This window comes from Sphingomonas bacterium (assembly GCF_028292945.1).
GTDB lineage: Bacteria > Pseudomonadota > Alphaproteobacteria > Sphingomonadales > Sphingomonadaceae > Sphingomonas.
Genome location: NZ_JAQGLJ010000072.1, coordinates 1 through 23781 on the forward strand (window position 1 = coordinate 1; position 23781 = coordinate 23781).

A 23781-nucleotide genomic window follows, 5' to 3' on the forward strand; every position below is an offset into this window, starting at 1 on the left:
CTCGCCGCGTCATATTCCCGCTTCAACCTCTCCACGCGGTTGGCGACCGGCTCCACCTGGCTGACTGCGCCGATGCCCTGGCCCGAACCCCAGATGTCGCGCCATGCCTTGGGCTTGGCCGAGTTGCCGCCGCCGAAATCCATCGTCTTCAGGTCGCCTTCGGGCAGGTTGTCGGGGTCGAGCCCCGCCGCCTGTATCGAGCCGCGCAGGTAATTGCCGTGAACGCCGGTGAAGAGGTTGGAATAGATTATGTCCGCCGCCTTGCCGTCGACGATGCCCTGCTTGTAGTCGGCCTGGGCGTTGGCTTCATCGGTCGCGATGAAGGCCGACCCGATATAGGCGAGGTCAGCGCCCATCGCCTGCGCCGCCAATACCGCGTCGCCGGTTGCGATCGAGCCCGACAGCGCCAGTGGTCCGCCGAACCACTGGCGGATCTCCTGGATCAGCGCGAACGGCGACAGCCGCCCGGCATGGCCGCCCGCACCCGCCGCGACCGCGATCAGGCCGTCAGCGCCCTTTTCGACCGCCTTGTGCGCGAAACGATCGTCGATGACGTCGTGCAGCGTGATCCCGCCCCAGGCATGGACCGCGTCGTTCAGCTCCGCGCGCGCGCCCAGCGAGGTGATGGTGATCGGCACCTGCCATTTCGCGCAGGTGGCGAGGTCCGCCTCCAGCCGGTCGTTGGATTTGTGGACGATCTGATTGACCGCATAGGGCGCGGCGGGCCGGTCGGGATGATCGCGGTTGTGCGCGGCCAGTTCTTCGGTGATGCGGTGCAGCCACTCGTCGAACAACGCCTGCGGCCGCGCGTTGAGCGCGGGGAACGAGCCGACGATGCCCGCCTTGCACTGCGCGATCACCAGCTCGGGACCAGAGATGATGAACAGCGGCGACCCGATGACGGGCAACCTCAGGCGATCGAAAATGGCGGGGAGTGACATGCCGGTTTTGTAGCGCAACCTGTTCCGCTGTCCAGCGACGGCGGCTAGGGTGACCTCACAACAGGAGAGCAAGTCATGAAGTCGTACGCCGTCGCACTCGCCCTGACCGTGTCCGCGCCGGCGCTCGCCGTGGGTCAATTGCCGCGCGACGTGGTGCCGGTTTCGTACGACATCTCCGTCAGCCCGGATGCGAAGACGCTGGCGTTCAAGGGTCAGGAGCGGATCGCGGTGGATGTGCGCGAGGCGACGCGGACGGTGACGCTCAATGCGGCCGACCTCGATATCACGACGGCCACCTGGGACGGCAAGGCGGTGCCGGTGAAGCTGGACGCCGACGCGCAGCTGCTGACGGTGACACTACCCGCGCCCGCGACGCCGGGGCGGCATACGCTGGGCTTCGAATGGCGCGGCAAGATCAATCGTTCGGCCGCCGGGCTGTTCGCTATAGATTACACCAACGCCGACGGCACGCCCGCGCGGATGCTGGCGACGCAGTTCGAAGCGCCCGATGCGCGCCGCTTCGCGCCGATGTGGGACGAGCCCGCGTTCAAGGCGCGCTTCACGCTGTCGACGGTGGCGCCTGCGGGACAGCTCGCCGTGTCCAACATGCCCGTCGCTTCGATCACCAAAAACGGCGACGGCACGCAGCTGTATCGGTTCGGCGAGAGCCCGGTCATGTCCAGCTACCTGCTGTTCCTCGGCATGGGCGACCTGGAACGCAAGACGGTGATGGCGGGCAAGACGGAGATCGGCGTCGTCACCCGGCGCGGCGTCTCGGCACAGGGCGACTATGCACTCGCCGAGGGCAAGCGGCTTCTGGCCTATTTCAATGACTATTTCGGCCAGCCCTATCCGCTGCCCAAGCTGGACATGATCGCCGGACCAGGCTCGTCGCAGTTCTTCGGCGCGATGGAGAATTGGGGCGCGATCTTCTATTTTGAAAACGAGCTGCTGGTCGACCCCGTCCGCACCTCGCAAAGCGGGCGCGAGCGAATCTTCACCGTCGTCGCGCACGAGATCGCGCACCAATGGTTCGGCGATCTGGTCACCATGCAATGGTGGGACGACCTGTGGCTGAACGAGGGCTTTGCCAGCTGGATGGAGGGCAGGGCGTCGGCCGATCTCAACCCGAGCTGGGGCGCCGAGGCGACCGAAGTGACCGCGACTCGCGAAGGCGCGATGTCGCTGGATGCGACGGCCGCCACCCACCCGGTGATCCGCCCGATCGAGAACGTCACGCAGATCAGCGAGGCGTTCGACAGCATCACCTACCTCAAGGGCCAGGCGGTGATCGGGATGCTGGAGTCGACGCTCGGCCGCAACAAGTTCCGCGACGGAATCCGCCGCTACATGGCGAAATACAAATATGGGAACACCGTCACCGACCAGCTCTGGGCGGAGCTGGCGGCGGCGTCGGGGCGGCCGGTCGCGGAGATCGCCAGTGGATTTACGCGGCAGGGCGGCGTGCCGCTGATCACCGTCGCGGGCGCCACCTGCCGGGCGGGAACGACCACCGCGCGGCTGAGCCAGGGACGGTTCGGGCTGGATGCTGCATCCAAGGCAACGCAGACCTGGCAGGTGCCGCTGGTGCTGGCGACGGTGGGCGGCGCGCGCGCGACGACGACGAGCGTGTCGGGTCCTGCACCGCAGGCCGTCAGCGTGCGCGGTTGCGGGCCGCTGGTCGTGAACAGCGGGCAGGGGAGCTACGCGCGCGTCCAGTATGACGAACCCGGACACGCGGCGCTGGTGCGGGGGTATCAGCGGCTGCCGCTGCTCGATAGGTTGGGGCTGATGGGCGACGACTTCGCACTCGCGGCAGGCGGCTATCAGGACCTGTCGCGCTACTTTGCGGTGACCGGTCAGGTGCGCCCCAACGCCGATGCGTTCGAATGGGCTTCGGTCGCCGGGGGCATGAGCACGCTGCGCAGTCTGTTTCGTGGTACGCCGCTGCTGGAGCCGCTCCGCGCGCGGACACGGGCGTCGCTCGGACCCGTGCTGGGCCGGATCGGCTGGGAGCAGCGCACGGGCGAGCCGGCGCGGGTCACCAATCTGCGCGAGACGCTGGTCGCGTCACTAGGCGCGGCCGGCGAGCCGGACGTGGTGGCGCGCGCGCGGCGCTATGTTGCCGGGCTGGCGGCCGATCCGACAGCGATCCCGCCCGCCATCCGTTCGCCCATCCTCAGCACCTTTGCGATCAACTCGACGGCGGCGGATTGGGACCAGCTGCTCGCGTTGACCGAAGCGGAAAGGAGCCCGGTCGCGAAGAACCGCTTCGTTGTGCTGCTCGGCGTGGCACGCGACGAGGCCGTGGCGCGCCGCGCGCTCGCGCTGCTGCGGACGGACAAGATCACGCCTCCGCAAAAGGCATCGCTGCTGCGCAGTCTCGCCAATGCGCATCCGGATGTCGCGTTCGACTGGGCGGTGGCGAACCGGACGCTGGTCGATAGCTTCGTCGAGGAGAGCTCGCGCGCTGGATTCATCCCAAGTCTTGGCGCGGGATCGACGAACCCGGCAATGCCGGCCAAGATCAACGCTCTCGCCGAGCAGCAGCCGGCCGCGGCACGCGGCGGCGCGATGCGCGCCTTGACGGCGATCTCGGTGCGCAAGGCGGCCGCGGACCAGTTGCGGCCAGCGACGGCGCGATGGTTGGGAGTGGGAGGTTAAGGTGCTCGTGGAGCGCGTGGAAGGTGAGGGTCTTCTTATCGTCACCCCGAAGATGAAGGCCTTCATTGCAGAAACAGCCCTCCCCGACGAACGCCGGGGTCCAGCCGGCCGCGCCGCGGACTAGGTCCCGGCTTCGGGTCCCATCAAAGTATTACTTTGATGGGTGCCCGTCGCCGGGGAGGGCATCAACCACGCTGCATTTTTCACTGCTCAAGCACCTGCTGCGCAGGCGGTAGGTCTAGCTCGTATTCTCTACGCCACCCGTCCCGCCACCAGATCGTCGATCACCGCCGGGTCCGCCAGCGTCGACGTGTCGCCCAGGTTCGCAACATCCCCTTCCGCGATCTTGCGCAGGATGCGGCGCATGATCTTGCCCGACCGGGTCTTGGGCAGCGCGGGCGCGAACTGCAGTGCGTCCGGCGTCGCGATCGGGCCGATCTGCTGGCGCACCCAGGCGCGCAGCTCGCCGTGCAGCTCGGCATTCGCCGCGACGTCGGAGTTCAGCGTCACATAGGCGTAGATGCCCTGGCCCTTCACGCCGTGCGGCATGCCCACGACGGCAGCCTCGGCGACGTGGGGGTGGAGCACCAAAGCCGACTCGACCTCGGCGGTGCCCATGCGGTGACCGGACACGTTGATGACGTCGTCGACTCGGCCCGTGATCCAGTAATAGCCGTCCTCGTCGCGACGGCAGCCGTCGCCGGTGAAATACTTCCCCTCATAGGTGGTGAAATAGGTCTGGAAGAACCGCTCGGGATCGCCCCAGACGCCGCGCATCTGGCCGGGCCAGCTCTGGCTGATAACCAGATTGCCCTGTGCCGCCTTGGTCAGCACCGTGCCGTGCTCGTCGACGAGCTGCGGGACGATCCCGAACAAGGGCTTGGTGGCCGAGCCGGGCTTGAGCGGGGTGGCGCCGGGCAGGGGAGCGATCATCGCCCCGCCGGTCTCGGTCTGCCACCAGGTGTCGACGACCGGGCAGCGGCCCTCACCGACGACCTCGTGATACCAGCGCCAGGCTTCCGGGTTGATCGGCTCGCCGACCGTGCCGAGCAGCTTCAGCGAGGCGCGGCTGGTCGCCTGCACGGGGGCGCTGCCCTCCTTCATCAGCGCGCGCAATGCGGTGGGGGCGGTGAAGATGGTATGGACCTGATGCCGATCGACGATCTGCCAGATGCGGCTGGCGTCGGGCCAGTTCGGCAGGCCTTCGTACATCAACGTCGTCGCGCCGTTGGCGAGCGGGCCGTAGAGAATATAGCTGTGGCCCGTGACCCAGCCGATATCGGCGGCGCACCACCAGACGTCGCCGGGGCGGTAATCGAAACACCATTCGTGCGTGCACGCGGCCCAGAGCAGATAGCCGGCGGTGGTGTGCAGCACTCCCTTGGGCTTACCGGTCGAGCCGCTGGTGTAGAGGACGAACAGCGGGTCCTCCGCCATCATGGGTTCGGGCCGGCAATCGTCGGCGACACCGGCGACCGCGTCGTGATACCAGCGGTCGCGTGAGTGCATCGGCACGTCCGCACCGGTCGCGCGCACGACGATGACGCGTTCGATAGCGACACGCTCGGCCGCGGCGTCGACATTGGCCTTGAGCGGCACGCGCCGGCCACCGCGCCGACCCTCATCGGCGGTGACGACCAGCCTCGATCCGCAATCCTCCATGCGCCCCGCCAGCGCGTCTGGCGAGAAGCCGCCAAACACCACGGAATGGATCGCCCCGATCCGCGCGCAGGCGAGCACCGCGAAGGCCGCCTCGGGGATCATCGGCAGGTAGATCGTGACGCGATCGCCCTTGGCGACTCCCTCTGCCTTGAGGACATTGGCGAAGCGGCAAACCTCGCGGTGGAGCTCGCGATAAGTGAAGCGGCGCGGCTCCTCGCCGGGCTCGTCCGGCTCCCAGATCAGCGCCACCGCATCGCCGCGCTCGGCCAAGTGACGATCGATGCAATTGACGCTCGCATTGAGCACCCCGTCGGCGAACCAGCGGATGTGGAAGTTCTTCTCGCCGAACGCCCAGTCGCCCGCGATCGTCGGTGATTTGACCCAATCGAGCCGTGTCGCCTGCTCCATCCAGAAACGCGCAGGGCTGCTGACGGACTGTTCGTAGCGGCGCTCGTATTCGGCCGCGTCGATCCGCGTTTTGGCAGCCCACATCGGTGGAACCGGGAAAGTCTGCTCCGTCATGTCCACTCCGCGATGGGCCGAGGTTGTGAGACTAGCAGAAGCGCCGCGACGAATGGAATGGTGGACGCACTTGGGCTCGAACCAATGGCCCGCTGATCAAGAGGCCCTGTCTCGCATGCGGCCAGCACGTCGCATCGCCCCTGATGGAACACCGCCAACCGCTTACGTCTTCAGCCACGGTCCTCGACAAGTCCACGTTGCCCCGGCTGGCGAGCGCGGGTTAATGGTTGAGCGTGGTACAGTGACAATCCGTGCGGCCGTGCCGGGTGTTGGCAAGACATCGTTGGGGGATTCAAATCGCGTGCGCGGTCGGTTCGGGCGCCAGTTGGAGCCGGGTTCGACGTCGAACATGCCGGCGACATCATCTACGTCAATGCCGTGAACTCACATGAGGAGATCGCCCGGCGCTTCTCGGCAGCCAAGGTCGCCGGCAGGCTGAGCGTCTTAGCAGAAAGTCGCGTCCTCTTTTTCGCGTTGGTGCGCCCCACTCCGACCGTGATGCCGAGCCGGCCGACACTGAGCTACTACTGTCCCCGCTTCTGAAGCCAGGCGTCGATCTGAGCGATCTCTCGACGCTGGTCGGTGACGATTTTCTGGGCGAGCACCTTCGATTCCGGGTTGGTACCGTGCGCGATCTGTACCTGCGCCATGTCAACTGCGGCGAGGTGGTGAATGCGCATCTGCTTGTTGAAGTCGACATCGGCGTCGCCGGTGTAGGGCGGTGTGCCCTGCATCATCTTCATCATCGCCTGCTTGTAGCCCTTGGTTGCGGCGGAGTCGCCGGCGGCCGGGGTCACCATCGCCATGTCCATCGGCTCGGGATGCGCATTTTCCGCAGTATGCTCGTGCGGCTTGGACTCGTCGATGATGGAGCTGTCGGGCCGGGGGTTGGCGGCGACGTCGGCGGCTTTGGTCGTGTTGGTGGTGGCCTCGGAAGGCACAGCGTCGGCGGTGTTGGTCGTACCGGGTTGCGAGCACCCGGCGGCGATCAGCAGCGCGAGCGGCGCCAAGGTCAAGGTCTTCATGTCAGGATCCTTCGTCAGTAGAGGTCAGAAATGCGTGGTGCTGCCCGGCTCGGCCGAGGTCGTCAGACGCTCGAGCGGCGCGCGGCCGAAGCGACGGAACAGGACAGGCGTGACGAGCGCGTCGAGCAACGTCGCCGACAGCAGCCCGCCAAAAATTGTCACCGCGACCGGGTGGAGGATCTCCTTGCCCGGTGCCTCGCCGTCGATCAGCAGCGGCACCAGCGCGAGCCCCGCGGCGAGCGCGGTCATCAGCACGGGCGTGAGCCGTTCCAGCGTGCCGCGCACGATCATCGCGTCGCCCCAGCTTTCGCCCTCATGCAGGACGAGGTTGATGTAGTGACTGATCTTGAGAATGCCGTTGCGCGACGCGATCCCGGTGAGGGTCACGAAGCCGACCATGCTCGCGACCGACAGCGGCAGCCCCGCGATCCACAGCGCCACGACCGATCCGACCAGCGCCATCGGCACCCCGGCCATGACGATCAGCGCGAGCACCGCCGAGCGGTAGCGCGAGAAGAGCAGCGCGAAGATCAGCGCGAACGAGATCAGCGCCAATCCGCCGATCGTGATCGTGGACTGTCGCTGCGCTTCGTATTGACCCTCGACGCGAACGAAGCCGTCGGGAGGTAGGCGGAGCCGGGCGGCCTCGGTCTCCACCGCCGCGACGATGTTGCCCAGGTTCGCGCCGGGTACGGTGTTGGCGGAGACGACGATGCGACGCTTGCCGTCCTCTCGCAGGATCTGGTTCGGGCCTTCGGTCTCGCGAATGTCGGCCATGTTGGACAGCGGCACCGGACCGCGCGGCGTCTCGATCAGCAGGTTCGAGAGCTTCGCCGTCGTGCGTTCGTTGTCAGGGAGCCGCAGGACCACGTCGTAGCGCCGCAACCCGTCGACGATCTGGCTGACGCGTTCACCGCCAGACAGCGTTGCGAGCGCGTCGGACACGGCGGCGGGCGTTACACCGTACGACGCGGCGCGCGCGTAATCGACGCGCAAGTCGAGTTGCGGCACGAGCACCTGCTTCTCGACGCGGAGGTCGACGATGCCCGGCACGTCGGCGATGGTTGCGCGGAGCTGTTCGGCCAGCGCGCGAGCTGCCGCCAAATCCTCGGCGAAGATCTTGACGACGATCTGGGCCTGAACGCCCGACAGCAGATGGTCGAGCCGGTGGCCAATGGGTGCGCCGACGCTGACGGAGCCCGGGAGAATGTCGAGCTTGGCGCGCATCGCCTGCGCGACCGCATCCCGATCGGACCCCGATGATTTCAGCGCCACGTCCATCTCGCTGTAGAACACCCCCTCGGCATGCTCGTCGAGCTCGGCGCGGCCGGTACGGCGGCTGACGCTGGCGACCTCGGGGATGGTCAGCAACAGCCGCTCCGCCGTCGCCGCGAGCTTGCTCGATTGCTCAAGTGAAACGCCGGGCTCCAGCAGCAGATTGACGACAAAGCTGCCCTCGTTGAACGGCGGCAGGAACGCGCGTGGCAGCAGAGTTGCGCCGACGACTGCCGCGAGACTGACGGCAACGCTCGCGCTCAGAATCGGGCGCACATGCCGGAAACCCCAGTCGAGCAGCCGCCGGTTGCCGTCCTTCAGGGCACGCACGAGGCCCGACTCCTTCTCCGCCCGCCGCGCGGCCAGGGAGGGCAGCAGATACGAGCAGAGCACCGGCGTGAGCGTGATCGACGTCACGAAACTGGCGAGAATGGCGACGATGTACGCGACGCCCAGCGGCTGGAACAACCGGCCCTCTACCCCGCCAAGAAAGAACAGCGGCAGGAACACCAGAACGATGATCGCGGTCGCATAGACGATCCCCGACCGCACCTCGCCGGTTGCGTGGGCGATGACGCGCAGCACGGGTTTGGGGATTGCCCGGGCCGCGTTCTCGCGCAGCCGGCGGTAGACATTCTCGACGTCGACCACGGCGTCGTCGACCAGCTCGCCGATCGCGATCGCGATGCCACCGAGCGTCATCGTGTTGATCGACAGCTCGAACAGGTGGAACACCAGCGCGGTGATCAGCATCGAGACGGGGATCGAGATCAGTGAGATCGCGGTGGTGCGGGCGTTGAGCAGGAACCCGAACAGCACGATTCCAACGACGATCGCGGCCTCTATCAGCACGGTCGTCAGGGTGCCGATCGACGCCTCGATGAAGTCCGCCTGACGGAACTGCACGCGCGCGGCCTGCATGCCGGCGGGCAGGCCCGCGCCGAGCTCGGCGAGCGCGGTCTCGACCTGCCGCGTCACCGCGATGGTCGAGGCGGTGGGCTGTTTCTGAATCGCGACGACCACGGCGGGGCGACCGCCATAGCCGGCGTCGCCGCGACGAAAGGCGGCGGCGAAGTCGACGGCCGCGACCTGCGCAAGGCGCACCGGACCGGACGCGCCGTCGGCCACCACCAGCGCCCGCAGATCCTCGATCCGCGTCGTCCGCGCGACGTTCCGGATCAGATATTCCTGATCGAACTGGTCGACGAACCCGCCGCCGGTGTTGGTGCCGAACGAGCGCAGCGCGCTCTCCACCTCCGCGAGCGCGACCCCGGCGGCGCGCATCGCCGGCAGGTCCGGCGCGACCCGATATTGCCGCACCTCGCCCCCGATTGGAATGACCTGCGCCACGCCCGGGATGGTCAGCAGGCGCGGCCTGATCTGGAAATCGGCGACCTCGCGCGCCTGCATCGGACTGGCCCCGCCATAGGGAATCGCAACGAGCATGATCTCGCCCATGATCGAGGTGACCGGCCCCATCTGCGGCGCGATGCCCTGCGGCAGCTGCTCGCGGACGAGCGCGAGCCGCTCGCTGACCTGCTGGCGCGCGCGATAGATCTCCTCGGCCCAGCCGAACTCGATATAGACGACCGCCAGGCCGATGCCCGACACGGATCGCACTCGCTCGACGCCCGGAACGCCGCTCATCGCCGTCTCGATCGTGCGCGCGACCAGCGTCTCGACTTCGGGCGGGGCCAGGCCCGGCGCTTCGACCAGAATTGTCACCACCGGGCGGTTCAGGTTGGGCAGCACGTCGACGGGCAGCTGGTTGGCCGACCGGATCCCGAGCACCACCAGCGCGATAGCCGCAATCAGGATCAGCACGCGGCTGCGCAGGGAGAAGGCGACGATGCGGTCGAACATGGCCGGCTAACGTACCTGGGACAGGAGGCTGGCGCCCGTCGTCACGACCCGCTCGCCGACGCGGACCCCGGACAGGATGACGACGCGGGTCGCATCGAGCGGCGCAGTGCGCACCGGGCGCGACACGAACCGTTCGGGGCCTTGCTTGATGAACACCGACGCGAGGCCGTTGTCGCCGGTCAGCACCGAGGCGCGCGGCACGACGACGCCCGCCACCGGCGCGCCCGCCGAAACCTCAATCGTCACCGGCTCGCCGACGCGCAGGCCGGGCGGCGCATCGACGACGCGGAACTGCCCCTGACCGGCACTGCCCCGGTCGGCGAGACCGGCGCCGGCGAACACCAGCCCGAACGATGTCCCGTCCGCCGCGCGTCCGAAGGCCTGCGACCCCGCCGAGATGCTGCGGCGATCGAAGATGTTGGCCTCGACGAACAGCCGCGCGGGGTCGACGATCTCGAACAGGATCGTCTCGGCGGTGACGACCTGACCGACCCGGACCGGTACGGCGGCCACGATGCCCGAGATCGGTGCCGCCAGCGTCTCGCGAACCAAGCGCGCCTGGCCGAGCCCGGCGCGGCGGTTGCGTAAGCCCGACAGTGCGATCTGCGCCTCCTCGATCTCGCGATGCGGGACGACGCCTTCCAGCCGTCGCACGCGCGCGGCGCGGTTGGCGGCGAGCGCGATCTGCTGATCGAGATCGGCGAGCTGGACGGCGATCTCGGTCCGGCCGACCGCGTCTATCGGCGGCTCGATCGTGGCGAGCACCTGGCCCGCGCGCACGCGCTGGCCGATCAGCGGCAGGCCGCCCGGAGCCAGGACGCGTCCGCCGGTAGTGCTCTGTACGACGCCGCCACCTTGCGGATCGGCGATGATGCGGCCGGTCAGGGCGAGCGTGGGCGTGGCCTGACCGGCGGCGGCGACCTGTGTCCGCAATTCGATAATGCGCTGCAGCGGCTTGAGCGCGACGATCACGCCGTCCGCGAATCGTGCCGCCGCCCCGTTGGCGGCGGCCGGTCGCGCACCGCCGGCGGTCGCGGCGGCTTCCTCCTCCGCGTGATCCTCGCCCTCATGCGCCAGCAGGGGCGGGGCGGCGGGGATCAGCAGCACGGCGAGAAGCAGCCCGATCGCCGATCCGCGCTGCCGCGAGCGCCACAACAGTACCGCGCCCGCGACGATCCCCAGACTAAGCAAGGCCAGCACGATCGTCCGCCACGGCACTCCGGACGACCCAACCTCCGCGAGAGGCGCGGCGACATCGAGCGTCCCGGCAAGCGTCTGTATCGCGCCGGCGCGATCGACTGCGAACGACAGGCGGTGCGCGCCCGGCGTGTCGAGGCTGGGCGCGTCAAGAATGTAGGTGCCGTCGATCGCGCGTGCCTCGATCGCTCGGCCGTCGACGGTCACGCTGATCCGGGCGTTCGTGACCGGCGTCCCATCGGCCCAGCGGTCGAGCCAGATGGTGAGGTCATGCCCCTGCGCCGCCGCCACCAGCTCGACGCCGCCGCCCTGTGCCATCATCCGCCCGCTCGTCTGCGCCGCAGTGGTGGTGGTCGCGGGTTCCTCCGCATGGTCCTTGCCCTCGTGCGCCCCGGCGGCAGACCCGGCGAGGAGGAGGAGCGCGGCCAGCCGCGCGAGCCGGGATCGAACGGTCACGGGAGCACCCCCTGGGCTTGATTGAAGGTCGAAATCGCCGCCGAGGCCGCGACGTCTGCGACCGCGAGATCGCGCGAGGCGGCGAACAGCGCCTGCCGCGCGCGCAGCGCCTCGATGAAGCCAAGCTCGCCCTCGCGCCGACCGCGCTCGGTCAAGGCGAGTGCTTCCGACAGCACGTCGCGGCGCTGCCGCGCTTCCTGCGCGGCGCGGCGCGTCATGGCCAGCCGTTGCTCCCCCGCCGAGCGCTCGGCCACCAGCCGGCGGCGCACCAGCACCGCTTCTGCCGTCGCGCGGATCGCCTGGGAACGCGCACCCGCCGTCGCCGCCGCGGCCGTATAGTCGCGGCCGATCGGCACGCCGATCCCGACGAGCAGCGCGCTGGCATACTCGTCGCGCACCCCGCCGCGCTCACGCCGCACGCCGACGCTGCCATTGACACGCGGGCGGGAGCCAAAGCGCAGCGCGGCCGCGTTGGCCTCGGCCGCTGCCGCGCGTGCCGACGCGGCGCGCATCTCCGGATGTTCGTCGATGCCGATGCCCGACACCGCTGGCACCTCGGCGGGGAAAGCCTCGGGGGGGCGTCCTGCCAGCGCTTCGTAGGCAGCCCGTGCGCCCACGGCATCGGTCTCCGCAGCCGACAGTCGCGCGCGCACGGCCGCGCGCTCGCCCTGTGCCAGCAGCAGGTCGCGACGTGCCTGGACGCCCGCGTCGACCAGCCGCGTCACCGCCACCAGTTCCTGATCGGCGACCCCCGCTTGCGCGCGTTCGACAGCAACGGCCGCACGTGCCGAGGCAAGCGCCCACCATGCCGCCCGCACCTGGCCCGCCAACGCGAGCCGCGCGGCACCCTGCGTTGCGTCGACCACGTCGCGCCCGAGGTCGGCCGAAAGCTGCGCGGCGCGCCCCTCTCCGGGCCAGCGAAGGCCGGCCGAAATGCCCGCTTCCTGTTCGCCGATGCCATCGCGTCCGATCTCGATGTTGCCCGATACGACCGGCGGCCCGACGAACGGTCCACGCGCGGCGCGGCGCTGCGCCGCGAACTGATCGCGCGACGCCTGGCCTGCGGCGAGATCGGGCAACAGCAGCGCAGCGCGCTCGCTGGCCTCGCGCAGGGTCGTGACGGCCGGAGCCTCGGCGGTGACCTCCTGAGCCACGCCGGCGGTCGTCGGCACGGCAAACCCCGCGCCCAGTACGATCGCGATCGCAGCCAGCCGGCGACATCCGAACGCGATCATGATCTCTGGCCGTCGTGCATATCTGCTATACGCAAGGCAGGGAGCGATCCCTCGCGCGCTTCATTTGGCGGCGTCGGGGGTCTTCTTCGGCGCAGCGGCCGACCAGTGGATGTGGACGATGCGCCAGGTCGAGCCCGCGCGGCGCTGGATCATCATTTCGGTGCCGACCCTGGCGATCCTTCTGCCCTTGTACGTCCCCGTGCTTCTCGCCTCGCTCGCGACCCAGACCATGTCGCCATCCGCGGGCCCCGCGGTGCGGGGCACCGCTCGCCGCATGGCCTTCGCGAACGCCGCGTCGGCGGGCAGATGGTGCGACGCATACTCGGCCTTGCCGCGCTCCACGCCGCCGCTCTCATAGATCAGCGCGTCCTCGGCCAGCAGCGATGCTACGCTCGTCAAGTCGCCGCGACCGAGCGCCGCGTGGAAAGCGGCGACACCTTGGCGGCTTGCTCGTGCGCGACCAGAGACCGACTTGCCGACGCCGCCTGTAGGGCGAAGCCGGGGGCGCAGGTCCACAGGCTCGCCACGGTCACGATGCTCGCGACAACGTATCTGCTCACATCAATGCCCCTCCAGCTTCAGAGTGTCCGCCAGCCTGCGCCGAGCGCGATAGAGGCGCGTCTCTACCGACTTGACGCTGATCCCGAGCTCCTGCGCGGCCTCCGCCTGGCTGAGACCCTCGAATGCGGTCAGCAGCAGCGGCTCCTTGAGCGCGCGCGGCAGGGAAGCGACCGCACGATCGACCGCGCCCAGCCCCTCGTCGTCGATCCAGCGTTCCTCGGGGGTCGCCCGCGTGTCGACCACCTGCTCCGCCGCCCGGCCCCAGTCCGCGAACTTCAACAGGCGCCTGCCCAGAGCCTTGCGGCCATGATCGCGGCACTTGTTTCGCGCGATAGTTCGCAGCCATGCACCGGGGGGCCGCTCGGGATCGAACCGTTCGATCGCGAGCCATGCCGAGAGGAAAGTCTGCTGAAGCAGATCCTGGGCGTCCTCAGCATTGCCGACGAAGCGGCGAATATAGCCATAAAGCGACGCCTTGTGCCGCGTCACCAGCTGAGCGAACGCCTGTTCGTCGCCGCGCACCGCCCGGACGAGCAGGGCAGCCTCGCCCGGATCGCCGCTGAGGGTCACCGAGCATCGCTGGTCAGCGCGTCGGCGACCGTGTCGTCGAACTTCACCGCCTGTTCGGGGGTGAGGACGACGCGCATCCTGAAGATGTGGGCGACAGTTTCGCGCTGGTACGCGCCCAGCCGCGCATGCACGAGATCGACGGCGCGCCGGACCTCGGGACCGTCGCGTCGCGACAGCCTGATCGCCGCCGCCAGCCCGGCATTGGCTTCCCGGACCCCGCTTTCGTGGCTCGCCCTGCGCGCCGCGTAGAGTTTCTCCTCCGCCTCGATCCGACGCTCCTGCGCGTCGGACAGATCGAGGCCGTCATGCAGGAGGCGGTGCAGTGCGTCGCCTTTCGCCGGCGCTGCCTGATCGAGGCGGAGCCCGATGAACGCGCCCGCCAGTCCTGCGAGCAAGGCCAGCACGAGCGTCAGCACCAGCGATCGTCGCTGCGCCGTCATTCGCCTCCACCCAGCAAGGACGAGGGCGCGAGTTTAGAGGCGTCCATGAGGCCGCTTGCAGACCGTGCGGTTTGTGAACCAACGGCCGTCGCGGCACCGCCGACGCCGAGGCCCGCCGCAAGCGCAAGACCAACCGCCGCAGCGCGCCACACCGGCACGACCGCAGGCGTCGGGCGCGCCGCACGGATGCGACGCAGGACGTCGCCCTCGACACGATTCAGCCGGTCCGGCAAGGGCTGCGCGCGCAGCCGCTCGATCAGCCGATCCAGATCGTCATTCATGGCAAGGCTCCAGACACGCACATGACCTATACGGGCGCGATCGGTCGAACCCTCGCTCGGTCGCCCAAACCGCCACTGCGCTAGTGCCTCATCGTCAGCGCGGCGGGCGCGGCGATCATCCAGAGCGCCATCGCCACCATCATCACGTTCTCGGTCAGAGAGACGAAACCCAGCGGCACGTTGCTGTCTCCGCCGACGCACGCGCATTTAAGCTCGCGCTTGTCGAGATAGACGGCCTTGAACACCGACACCGCCCCGATCGTCCCGATGAACAAAGCCACCGGCACCGACAGCCAGGTCAGTGCGCCGGCGATCATCAGCACGCCCGCGCCGCCCTCCGCGAACGGATAGAGGTAGCTGTACGGCACCCAGCGCTTGGCAAGCAGGTCGTAATTCAGGAACATGCTCGAAAAGCTCTCGAGGTTCTGCAGCTTGAGCAGCGCTAGGACGCACATCGAAAAACCGATGAACCACTCGGCTGCACGCACCGTCACCGGCGTGCCGTGCACAGCGTGGCTGGTAGCCAGCGCCATCAGCGCGGTCATCGCGAACAATGCGATCACGGGCCGATAGGTGAGCGCCCTGGGATCGCGGACCGGCTTGCCGAGGAAGCGGCGCAGATCGTCATAGCCGCCGACGCGTGCGCCGTTGATGAAGGTCTGCGGCGTCGTCTGCACCCCGTGCTCCGCCTTGAACGCGTCCGTCTCCTCGCGCGTCGTCAGCCAACGGTCGTCGACGGTATAGCCCTGGCGACGCAGCAGGTCGGTCGCTTTGAGCCCATACGGGCAAGTGTGTCCCGGCATTACCATGCGATAGATCGTCGCCTGCTTGGCGGGGGCGGTCGTCATCGTGCTTCTCCGGTCCGTTACCGCTCCCATATGGAGTCGGTACTATGGTACGGAGTCAAGCGATGACGACAACAACGATTGCGGGCTTCGCGCGCGAGGGCGGCGTGGGAGTCGAGACGGTGCGCTATTACCAGCGCCGAGGTCTGCTCGCCACGCCGGAGCGACCGAACGGCGCCGGCGCAAACGGTGGCATTCGACGCTACGGGCCAGAGGACGTGCGACGGCTCCGCTTCATCCGCTATGCACAGGCGGCCGGCTTTACATTGGAGCAGATTCGCGAACTACTTATGCTGGACGCGACGGAGGATCGGACCCGGGTCAACGCCTTGGCGCGGTCGCAGATCGCGGCGCTGGACGCGCGCATCGCCGAGATGGTGTCGGCGCGGGCGGCGCTCACCCGGCTGGCGGAAGAGTGCGGGGCCGGCTCTGCCGGACCGTGTCCGATCCTGACCGCGTTCGACGCTGCCTGAACCGGAGCCTCAGAGGCGAAGACCCAACCGCGGTCCGATCCAGGTCATCGCCAGATACAGCGCGATCGTCAGCAGGCAGCCAGCGATGAGCGCCCACCAGAACGGCACGCCGCGCTTGAGCAGGAGCGGTATGAGCAGGAACATCGGCAGCGAGGGAAGCACGTACCAGAAGGTTGCGCCGGCATGATCAGCCATGTTCTGCGCATCGGGCTTGTCGTGCCAGAGCCAGATCATGCCCAGCACGGACACCAGAGGAAGAGAGGCGATCAGCGCTCCGAAGCCGGGCTGACGCTTTGCGATTTCGGACGCAACCGCGATGAGGATGCCGGAGATCAGGGCCTTGGCAGCGAGGTAGAGCATGCGCGCATCCTATGTCGCCGTCGCTAAACCCGCCAGATCGGTAGCCGGTTCGGTCGGAACCTGGTCGCCATGAACGAAACAACGCTCTCGAACACTGACAAGTGGTCCCGGGCGTCCACTTAGAGGCCAGCCCCGATCCCAGGCCCCAAGCGGCACCTAAGCTCAAGCAGTCGCTGAAAGGAGAAGTCGGGGAACACTCAATGCACAACGGCCTCGCATCGCTGCGAAGTCGTAGAAAAGGCTGTCACCGGAAATAATTCCGCGCTGCGTGTCGGTCGCGTCGATCTGCAGGCGCAGTTCGCCGGCATAAGGCACGAATCGGCCTCTCACCGCGTATTTCTGGTCCCAGCGTCGGAGCCCTGTTACTATCGTTTGGGCGAGCCGGCAGCTTGGTGGTCGAGCGTCTCCAGTTCGGCCGGCCGCAATTCATAAGCGAGCTGGTCCATCGTGCACTGCGCAGGAGCCTTGTCGAGCCGCCAGCGCAGCAGTCGCGTGCCATGGCGAAAACGCGCACCGGTGACCTGATCGTAGAGCACCTCGGCGACCAATTCGCTGCGCAACGGCTCCCACGCGCTCTCTTCGCCGTTGTTCCAGCGGCTCGGGCCGCCAGGCGCCTTGCCCGTGAACCCCGGCGCCTCGATCAGCGGCCGGAGCCGCTCCGCAAGTGCGGCACGCTCGCCGGCCGCTATTCCGGAGGTGAAACCGACATGGTTCAGGCGACCGGCATTGTCGTAAAGCCCGAGCAGGAGGGAGGCGACGCCGCTGCCATCCTTCGCTCGCCGGAAGCCGCCAACGACGCAGTCCGCAGTCCTGTGCTGCTTGACCTTGAGCATTGCGCGCTCGCCTGCGCGGTACGGCTCGTTCAGCCGCTTGGAAACCACCCCGTCCAGCGCCCCGCCGCTCCGCACCAACCAAGACCGTGCGGCATTGAGGTCGCCACAGGGTGAAAGTAACAACGACGCCCCGCCGTGACGAAAATGGAACTCCTCCAATGCCGCACGGCGCGTTACCAGCGGCTTGGTGAGCAAGTCGTCGTCACCATCCTGCAGGCAGTCGAACAGCATCAGCTGCGCCGGTGTTTCGACCGAAAGCTTCCTGACGCGGCTCTCCGCCGGGTGGAGGCGCGCCTGGAGGGCATCGAAGGACAATATGTCGCCCACCGGCAGGATCAGCTCACCGTCGAGGACAAACCGATCCTGCGCGACAGCTGCGACCAGCGCCTCGATCTCCGGAAAATAGCGGGCCAGCGACTTGCCCGACTTCGACACGATGTCGACGTCGTCGCCGTTGCGGTACACCAGGGCGCGGAAGCCGTCCCACTTGGGCTCGAACTGCCAGCCAGGGCCGTCCGGCAACTCGCCGACCAGCTTGGCTTCCATGGGTGCGAGATCGCGCGGAACCATCATGCTCCAGCTCATGTGGTCGGCCCAAGAGCGATGCCGAGTCGCGGCATCGTCGGCTGCGACCTGCGAGCCTTACTTTAGCTTGGCTGCGGCAGCATCGAGCGCGTCCCGGTCGTTGCCGACGCGGTCGATTAGTTCACGCGCCTGCTCGGCGGTAATGCCATGCTTGCGTGCGAAATACCCGACCTCATACTCCTCACCGGCTGCAACGCGGCTCCGGTCGGGCTCACCCCGGTTCATCTTGTCGTCGCTCATCATGCTCTCCTCTAGGCGATTGCGAAACGGCTGGCGCAGTGCTGGGCAAAATGTTGGATCGCCTCCGCCAGCGACCCCAGCCCCTGTCCCTTGATGCTCCGGAGTGCGGCGGAGCGTGGGCGTGGGGCGCGGGTGAGATGGATACCGTCGACCTCGACGACCAGCCCCTCATCCAGCCGGCAAGCCTTCGCTAGGCACTTCGCGAAATCCGCCCATGACAGTGCGTCGTCGTTGGCGAGATGCCAGATGTCCGTTTCGCCATCGATCAGGAGGTCGAGCACACGGTCGACCAGGTGCGGGACAAAGGTTGGCGACACTATCTCGTCACGCGCCGCGCGGAATGGTCGCCCCGCTCCCAGCTCACGCACGAGGGCGGCCGCGAAATTATGGCGGTCATGCGGCGAGAAAAACGCTGCGGTGCGGACGATCAGGTGAGCCCCGGGGAGGTCTAGGAGGCCGCACTCCATCGCCGCCTTGCTGCGGCCATACGCATTGAGCGGGCATGGCTCGTCGGTTTCGACATAGCCACTCCTGCTCCCGTCGAACACCAGATCGCTGGAAAAGTTGACGGTTGCTATGTTCCGCTCGGCACAGGCGCGCGCCAGCGCGATCGGGCCCACGGTGTTCGCCTGTCGGCAGGCGGCTTCCTGCTCCTCCGCTTCGTCGACGCGCACCCAGCCAGCCGCATTGATCACCGCCCAGGGCGAATGCGTGTCGAGCGCGGCGGCGACACTCGCCTCGTCGGCTAGGTCCAGCGCGGCTCGGTCGGTCAGCACATGGGCGATGTCGCGGTGCGCACAGGCGCGTGCGAGCGCCTGTCCCAGCGTCCCCGTCGCGCCGCAGATCATCAAGGGGGGAGGGACCGGCCCATTGGCGACGCTGCGCCCCCTCGCATGTTCGAGCATGGGAGCTGGCCGGAACGCGGGTTCGTGAAGCAGCCTGATGGGCCGTTGCCACCAGCCCGCCCCAGCCAGGACCGGGTGCCGAGGCTGTTGCGCGGCCAGTCCTCGCAGCAGCGGCACCACGGCGGTGGGTCGCGCGCTTCCGCTGCTGACGTCGTAGGCGCCGACTTCATAAATGCCCGGCTCGCGCAGCAGGGTGTTCCACCCCGCGCTACCGAGCAGCGACCAGCTGGTCACTGCTTGCACTTCTACCCCCTCCGCTCTCAGCGCGAGGCAATCATCCCAGGCGGCCGCGATCCAGCGCATCTGCTCGTCGCGCGTGGAGCCGTTGTGAACTTCGGTGATCGCGATCGGGATGCCGTACCGCGACCATGCCTCGCGCACCGCTCCCGACAGTCCGGGCGGCGGCGGCTCGAGCACGCGCAGTGCTTCGACATCGGCAAAGCGGACCTTGTGGTTGCCGCCATGCGTGGTCGCCGGATAGCGCTGACGGCGGTGATCCAGGAAGCGGTCGCTGGTCAAATAGTGGTTCAGCCCGATGACGTCCGGAGGACAGGGATCGTCGGCGATCGCCCGCAGTCGGTCCTCCAGCCCGAACGCCGTCAGCCGCTTCCAGAACGGATGATCCGATGTGACCCTGCCGCACAGCAGATCCCATCCCATCCAGCGCCGCTGATTGTCGAAGGCCGCCTGCTCGCGCATCGCCACGGTGGCGTAGGTTCGGCCCAGATCGTCGGTCTGGATCAACCGCGCCTTCGGATTGACGCGCCGGATCGCGCGCATCGCCAGGCGGGTGCCATCCACCTGATTAATCAGCGCGTGCCAGAATGACCGCTCGCTACGATGGTGGGGATGCCAATGGCCGTACAGAGCGGAGAACCGAGCCGTCGTCAGCGGCTCGTTGACCGGCGTCCAATCCTCCACCCAATCATAGCGATGCGCTACCTTGGCGGCAAACAAGGCGAGGCCGGTCGCGAAACTGGGGTCGAGCAGATCGGTGTATCGCGGCCCGCTGCCATGGTGGATCAGGCCCGCAATGATCCGCATGCCCGCGGCGTGCAGCCGATGGAGCTGACGATCCGGCCATTGCCAGTCGCACTCGTCCGGACGATCCGGGGCGACCCGCTCCCACAGCACGGGATAGCGCAGCGCGGTGACGCCAAGCTCGGCGAATAGAGCGAGGTCGCCGTCTCGTGCGTAGTGACCCAGATCCCCAAACTGATCGCGATAGCCGTCGCCAACGCGGTTGAGCGTGCATTCCGGACCGCCCCAGAGTTCGAGTGCCTTCATCAGCGCGCCTATGGAATCAGAGCAGGCCAGGTTTAATCAAACTGCCAACGCAAGGTTCCCACACCGCGTCTTGATAATTGTCAAAGCAACAAAAGCGATTCACCTGGATTAGCGCCGGATACTTTTGACGACAGACTAGTTTTTCAGCTGGGATTTCTCATCGGAGAGGCAGTAGGTCGATGTCTGATACGGTTCTCGGGAGCGACGTTGCACGGCGGGCTGAAACTACCGAGACGACGACCTTGATCTGCTTTAGTCACCTGCGATGGGACTTTGTGTTCCAGAGGCCGCAGCATTTGATGAGCCGCTTTGCTCGGGCAATGCCCGTGCTGTTCTGGGAAGAGCCGATCCGCTCCGCCGATGCGAGCGTTCCCGAGCTGCGGAGCGTAATCTGCCCGGCCACGGGCGTGATCGTTCTGACGCCGGTGCTTCCCGCCGCCTTGGCCGAGGAGGCTGCGGACGATGCGGTTCGGGCATTGTTGAGTGCACGGATGGCCGACATCCCGCAGCCGATCGTGCGCTGGTACTATACGCCGATGATGCTGCCGGTCTCTCAGGGGATCCCGGCCGCTTGCGTCGTCTACGACTGCATGGACGAACTGAGTGGCTTCAGGAACGCCCCCGCCGGGCTGGTCGAACTGGAGGCCCGGTTGCTCGACCAAGCCGACCTCGTCTTCACCGGCGGCCGGAGTTTGTTCGACGCGAAGCGCGACCGGCACCCGAACGTCCATCTGTTCCCGTCGAGCGTCGACGTGTCGCATTTCGCCACCGCGCGGAAAGCCGGGCCAGTGCCCGACGAGCAACAGAGCGTTCCGGGACCCCGGCTGGGCTATTGCGGCGTCATCGACGAGCGGCTGGACCTCGATCTCGTCGCTGCCCTTGCGGATGCGCATCCCGACTGGTCGATCGTCATGGTCGGCCCGGTAGTGAAGATCTCGCCGGACGACCTGCCGCGACGCGCCAATATCCATTATCTTGGAGCTAAGTCCTACGCCGAGCTCCCGCGCTATCTGCGTGGCTGGGACGTCGCGTTGATGCCGTTCGCGCTGAACGAGGCGACGCGCTTCATCAGCCCGACCAAGACACCAGAATACCTCGCCGCCGGCTGTCCGGTCGTATCCACCCCGATCGCGGATGTCGTGCGGCAATATGGCGGACTTGAGGGTGTCTGTATTGCCGACGGTCCGGCCTCGTTCGTCGCGGCTTGCGAGGAGGCGCTGACGTTGCGCCCCGACGGTGCGTGGCTCGACGCCGCCGATGCCATGCTGGCGGAGACTTCCTGGGATCAAACCTTCGCGCGCATGAACGATCTGATCGAGGCGGTCATCGCGTCGCACGGCGACGTGCAGCCGATTGTGTCGCCCACCGTCTGGCCGGTGACCGCGCCCGTTCGCTATGACGTAATGGTGGTCGGCGCGGGCTTCGCCGGCGCTGTAATGGCCGAACGCCTGGCGTCGCAGGGCGGCAAACGCGTGCTGGTCGTCGACCGGCGACCCCATGTCGCGGGCAACGCTTACGACCGGTACGACGATGCGGGCATCCTGATGCACCAGTACGGGCCACACATCTTCCACACCAACTCAGCTGACGTGGTCGACTACCTGTCGCGGTTCACCGACTGGCGACCCTATGAGCATCGCGTTCTGGCCGATGTGGACGGCAAGCTGGTGCCGATGCCGATCAATCGGACCACGCTCAACGCGCTTTATGATCTGTCGCTCGCCACCGATGAGGAAGCCGAGGCCTTTCTCGCCAGTCGCGCCGAACCGGTCGAAGCCGTGCGCACCTCGGCGGACGTCGTGATCTCCAAGGTGGGACGCGAACTCTACGAGACGTTCTTCCAGGGCTATACCCGCAAGCAGTGGGGGATCGACCCGTCGGAACTGGACAAGTCCGTGACAGCGCGTGTCCCGACCCGCACCAATACCGACGACCGGTATTTTACCGACACGTTCCAGGCGATGCCGCTGGAGGGTTATACGCGCATGTTCGAGCGGATGCTCGACCATCCCAACATCGATGTGCTGCTCGGTGTCGACTACGAAGACGCGCGCGCGGCCTATCCGCACGATCATCTGGTCTTCACCGGACCGATCGACGAGTATTTCGGCCATCGCTACGGCAAGCTGCCGTATCGTTCGCTGCAGTTCCGCCACGAGTCGCACGATCGCGAGTGGTTCCAGTCCGTCGCGGTGGTCAATTACCCGGCGGAAGCCGTGCCGCATACGCGCATCACCGAGTACAAATATCTGACAGGGCAGCAGTCGCCGCGCACCAGCATCACCTTCGAGATCCCGAGTGCCGTCGGCGATCCCTACTATCCGATCCCGCGCGAGGAGAACCAGGCGCTGTTCAAACGCTACGAGGCGTTGGCGATCGCGCAGCCCGACGTCACGTTCGTCGGGCGGTTGGCGACCTATCGCTACTATAACATGGACCAGGTGGTCGGGCAGGCCCTGGCGACGTACCGCCGCCTCGCCGGCAAGCTGGCCAAAAACAAGGAGGCTGCGTTCATGCTGGCTCCGGCGACGTCCGCCTCGCGCCCGCAACGCACCGCACCGCTGCGACAGACCGTCAGACAGTGAGCCGAGCCGCTCGAGCATCGACCATTACACGCCGTTCACGTCAGGATCGCCATGTCTCAACCCCAGGCACTGCCTTGGGCGACGCCGCCTACGGATCGAGGCCACGTCATGTGCGGCTGGTGCGGACGCGCGATCTATGTGCCGGCGGTGCCCTGCTCCGTGCGTCCGGTCGCGGGGTTGGCCAGTATCGAGACCGCTTCGGGAATGGGTGATCGCTGCAAGTGGGAAGCGAATACGCGCGTCGCTCGAACCATGAATGGCAACACCGCCTAGACACCGCAACCAGAAGGAGCATCAGCATGCTCGCGATGAATTTCCGCGGACCCTATCGCGTCCGTGCCGACGAAAAGCCGATGCCTACCATCCAGCACCCGGAGGACGATCCCGGCGCTCGCCGATGACGGAGCGCCCCTGTTGCTCTTCCTCGATCGGATCGCCACCCTCAACGCCGACGTCCTTGGCGCCGATGGCGGGATCAGGCCCGTCGCTCGGCTCTCTCGGAGTGAAAAGCAGGTCCCGGGTGCTTTGGTCCCAGCGGTCATTTGTAAGCTCGCCCCGTCGCGCTGGCTGATCCTGCGGCAGCAGGTAGCTGAACCTGCCAGGCGAGCCGCGATTGCCGAAGGCGTGGAGGCTAGGGTCAGGACCCATTGATGTGATCGTCGCGATCTGATTCAGGCTCCGCAAGGAGGCTGCGGATGAGCGACCTGTACTGGCTGACGGACGAGCAGATGGAGCGCCTGCGGCCGTTCTTTCCCAAGAGTCACGGCAGGCCGCGGGTTGATGACCGACGGGTGCTGAGCGGCATCGTCTTCGTCAACCGCAATGGGCTGCGGTGGCGAGACGCACCGAAGGACTACGGCCCGCACAAGACGCTGTACAATCGGTGGAAGCGCTGGGGCGAGCGAGGCGTATTCGCCCGCATGATGGAGGGGCTGGCTACGGCAGACGCCGAGCCCAAGACGGTCATGATCGACGC

General features: G+C 67.4%; 20 protein-coding genes. 4 read left to right on the forward strand and 16 right to left on the reverse strand.

Translation table 11 applies throughout. From position 1 onward, the window contains the following. Window positions 1-941, reverse strand: a 941-nt coding sequence (locus JWN21_RS08885; protein ID WP_299648598.1) for a nitronate monooxygenase family protein, incomplete at its 3' end; no start/stop codon positions are given. A 75-nt stretch (window positions 942-1016) separates the two neighbouring features. On the opposite strand from JWN21_RS08885, the gene JWN21_RS08890 reads away from it, so the two are divergent. After that, entirely contained in the window at window positions 1017-3605 is a 2589-nt protein-coding gene (locus JWN21_RS08890; protein ID WP_299648601.1) for a M1 family metallopeptidase, read from the forward strand. Window positions 3606-3857: 252 nt separating this feature from the next. Here the strand turns inward: JWN21_RS08890 and acs are convergent, their stop codons facing one another. The 11 genes from acs to JWN21_RS08945 all read right to left on the reverse strand — a co-directional run bounded on the left by acs (window position 3858) and on the right by JWN21_RS08945 (window position 15540). Further along, window positions 3858-5789, reverse strand: coding sequence for an acetate--CoA ligase (gene acs, locus JWN21_RS08895; RefSeq protein ID WP_299648604.1), 1932 nt, complete (start codon window positions 5787-5789; stop codon window positions 3858-3860). A 524-nt stretch (window positions 5790-6313) separates the two neighbouring features. Further along, window positions 6314-6814, reverse strand: a complete 501-nt coding sequence (locus JWN21_RS08900) for a DUF305 domain-containing protein (RefSeq protein WP_299648607.1) — start codon at window positions 6812-6814, stop codon at window positions 6314-6316. A gap of 24 nt (window positions 6815-6838) precedes the next feature. Continuing rightward, window positions 6839-9952: an efflux RND transporter permease subunit gene (locus JWN21_RS08905; protein ID WP_299648611.1), complete on the reverse strand. Its 3114-nt coding sequence runs from the start codon at window positions 9950-9952 to the stop codon at window positions 6839-6841. Between the two features lie 6 nt (window positions 9953-9958). Further along, window positions 9959-11605 carry an HlyD family efflux transporter periplasmic adaptor subunit gene (locus JWN21_RS08910; protein ID WP_299648614.1) on the reverse strand — a complete coding sequence of 549 codons (1647 nt, stop codon included), beginning with the start codon at window positions 11603-11605 and terminating at the stop codon, window positions 9959-9961. Continuing rightward, complete coding sequence (locus tag JWN21_RS08915) at window positions 11602-12840, reverse strand: TolC family protein (protein WP_299648617.1); 1239 nt, start codon at window positions 12838-12840, stop codon at window positions 11602-11604. The genes JWN21_RS08910 and JWN21_RS08915 overlap by 4 nt, the downstream gene beginning before the upstream one ends. A gap of 60 nt (window positions 12841-12900) precedes the next feature. Further along, window positions 12901-13239, reverse strand: coding sequence for a nuclear transport factor 2 family protein (locus JWN21_RS08920; RefSeq protein WP_299648620.1), 339 nt, complete (start codon window positions 13237-13239; stop codon window positions 12901-12903). Beyond that, complete coding sequence (locus JWN21_RS08925; RefSeq protein ID WP_299648623.1) at window positions 13236-13400, reverse strand: hypothetical protein; 165 nt, start codon at window positions 13398-13400, stop codon at window positions 13236-13238. The genes JWN21_RS08920 and JWN21_RS08925 overlap by 4 nt, the downstream gene beginning before the upstream one ends. Before the next feature lies 1 nt (window position 13401). Then, entirely contained in the window at window positions 13402-13971 is a 570-nt protein-coding gene (locus JWN21_RS08930; protein ID WP_299648625.1) for an RNA polymerase sigma factor, read from the reverse strand. Then, window positions 13968-14411 carry a periplasmic heavy metal sensor gene (locus tag JWN21_RS08935; protein WP_299648628.1) on the reverse strand — a complete coding sequence of 148 codons (444 nt, stop codon included), beginning with the start codon at window positions 14409-14411 and terminating at the stop codon, window positions 13968-13970. Before JWN21_RS08935 ends, JWN21_RS08930 begins: the two co-directional genes overlap by 4 nt. Then, entirely contained in the window at window positions 14408-14692 is a 285-nt protein-coding gene (locus JWN21_RS08940) for a hypothetical protein (protein ID WP_299648631.1), read from the reverse strand. The genes JWN21_RS08935 and JWN21_RS08940 overlap by 4 nt, the downstream gene beginning before the upstream one ends. A gap of 80 nt (window positions 14693-14772) precedes the next feature. After that, complete coding sequence (locus tag JWN21_RS08945; protein ID WP_299648634.1) at window positions 14773-15540, reverse strand: glutaredoxin family protein; 768 nt, start codon at window positions 15538-15540, stop codon at window positions 14773-14775. Window positions 15541-15602: 62 nt separating this feature from the next. On the opposite strand from JWN21_RS08945, the gene JWN21_RS08950 reads away from it, so the two are divergent. After that, window positions 15603-16010 (forward strand): MerR family DNA-binding protein, encoded by a 408-nt coding sequence (locus JWN21_RS08950; RefSeq protein WP_299648637.1) that lies wholly within the window; start codon window positions 15603-15605, stop codon window positions 16008-16010. A gap of 9 nt (window positions 16011-16019) precedes the next feature. Here the strand turns inward: JWN21_RS08950 and JWN21_RS08955 are convergent, their stop codons facing one another. From JWN21_RS08955 to JWN21_RS08970, 4 genes are all read right to left on the reverse strand, one after another. Beyond that, window positions 16020-16370, reverse strand: coding sequence for a DUF3147 family protein (locus tag JWN21_RS08955; protein WP_299648640.1), 351 nt, complete (start codon window positions 16368-16370; stop codon window positions 16020-16022). Between the two features lie 365 nt (window positions 16371-16735). Next, a complete protein-coding gene (locus JWN21_RS08960; RefSeq protein ID WP_299648643.1) occupies window positions 16736-17788 on the reverse strand; it encodes an ATP-dependent DNA ligase in 1053 nt (350 codons plus the stop codon). A 57-nt stretch (window positions 17789-17845) separates the two neighbouring features. Beyond that, the gene (locus JWN21_RS08965; protein WP_299648646.1) at window positions 17846-18028 is read right to left on the reverse strand and encodes a DUF3606 domain-containing protein; all 183 of its coding nucleotides are present in this window, start codon (window positions 18026-18028) and stop codon (window positions 17846-17848) included. Between the two features lie 11 nt (window positions 18029-18039). Next, window positions 18040-20220 (reverse strand): family 1 glycosylhydrolase, encoded by a 2181-nt coding sequence (locus JWN21_RS08970; RefSeq protein ID WP_299648649.1) that lies wholly within the window; start codon window positions 20218-20220, stop codon window positions 18040-18042. Between the two features lie 299 nt (window positions 20221-20519). On the opposite strand from JWN21_RS08970, the gene glf reads away from it, so the two are divergent. Both glf and JWN21_RS08980 read left to right on the forward strand, forming a co-directional pair. Further along, window positions 20520-22805, forward strand: a complete 2286-nt coding sequence (gene glf, locus JWN21_RS08975; RefSeq protein WP_299648652.1) for a UDP-galactopyranose mutase — start codon at window positions 20520-20522, stop codon at window positions 22803-22805. Between the two features lie 695 nt (window positions 22806-23500). After that, the coding region (locus JWN21_RS08980; RefSeq protein ID WP_299648655.1) for a transposase at window positions 23501-23781 on the forward strand (281 nt) is incomplete at its 3' end.

Coding starts and splice junctions, on each gene's coding strand:
- JWN21_RS08890 (WP_299648601.1), top strand. CDS start 1,017: ATGAAGTCGTACGCCGTCGCACTCGCCCTGACCGTGTCCGCGCCGGCG.
- acs (WP_299648604.1), bottom strand. CDS start 5,789: ATGACGGAGCAGACTTTCCCGGTTCCACCGATGTGGGCTGCCAAAACG.
- JWN21_RS08900 (WP_299648607.1), bottom strand. CDS start 6,814: ATGAAGACCTTGACCTTGGCGCCGCTCGCGCTGCTGATCGCCGCCGGG.
- JWN21_RS08905 (WP_299648611.1), bottom strand. CDS start 9,952: ATGTTCGACCGCATCGTCGCCTTCTCCCTGCGCAGCCGCGTGCTGATC.
- JWN21_RS08915 (WP_299648617.1), bottom strand. CDS start 12,840: ATGATCGCGTTCGGATGTCGCCGGCTGGCTGCGATCGCGATCGTACTG.
- JWN21_RS08935 (WP_299648628.1), bottom strand. CDS start 14,411: ATGACGGCGCAGCGACGATCGCTGGTGCTGACGCTCGTGCTGGCCTTG.
- JWN21_RS08940 (WP_299648631.1), bottom strand. CDS start 14,692: ATGAATGACGATCTGGATCGGCTGATCGAGCGGCTGCGCGCGCAGCCC.
- JWN21_RS08945 (WP_299648634.1), bottom strand. CDS start 15,540: ATGACGACCGCCCCCGCCAAGCAGGCGACGATCTATCGCATGGTAATG.
- JWN21_RS08950 (WP_299648637.1), top strand. CDS start 15,603: ATGACGACAACAACGATTGCGGGCTTCGCGCGCGAGGGCGGCGTGGGA.
- JWN21_RS08955 (WP_299648640.1), bottom strand. CDS start 16,370: ATGCTCTACCTCGCTGCCAAGGCCCTGATCTCCGGCATCCTCATCGCG.
- JWN21_RS08960 (WP_299648643.1), bottom strand. CDS start 17,788: ATGAGCTGGAGCATGATGGTTCCGCGCGATCTCGCACCCATGGAAGCC.
- JWN21_RS08965 (WP_299648646.1), bottom strand. CDS start 18,028: ATGAGCGACGACAAGATGAACCGGGGTGAGCCCGACCGGAGCCGCGTT.
- JWN21_RS08970 (WP_299648649.1), bottom strand. CDS start 20,220: ATGAAGGCACTCGAACTCTGGGGCGGTCCGGAATGCACGCTCAACCGC.
- glf (WP_299648652.1), top strand. CDS start 20,520: ATGAGCCGCTTTGCTCGGGCAATGCCCGTGCTGTTCTGGGAAGAGCCG.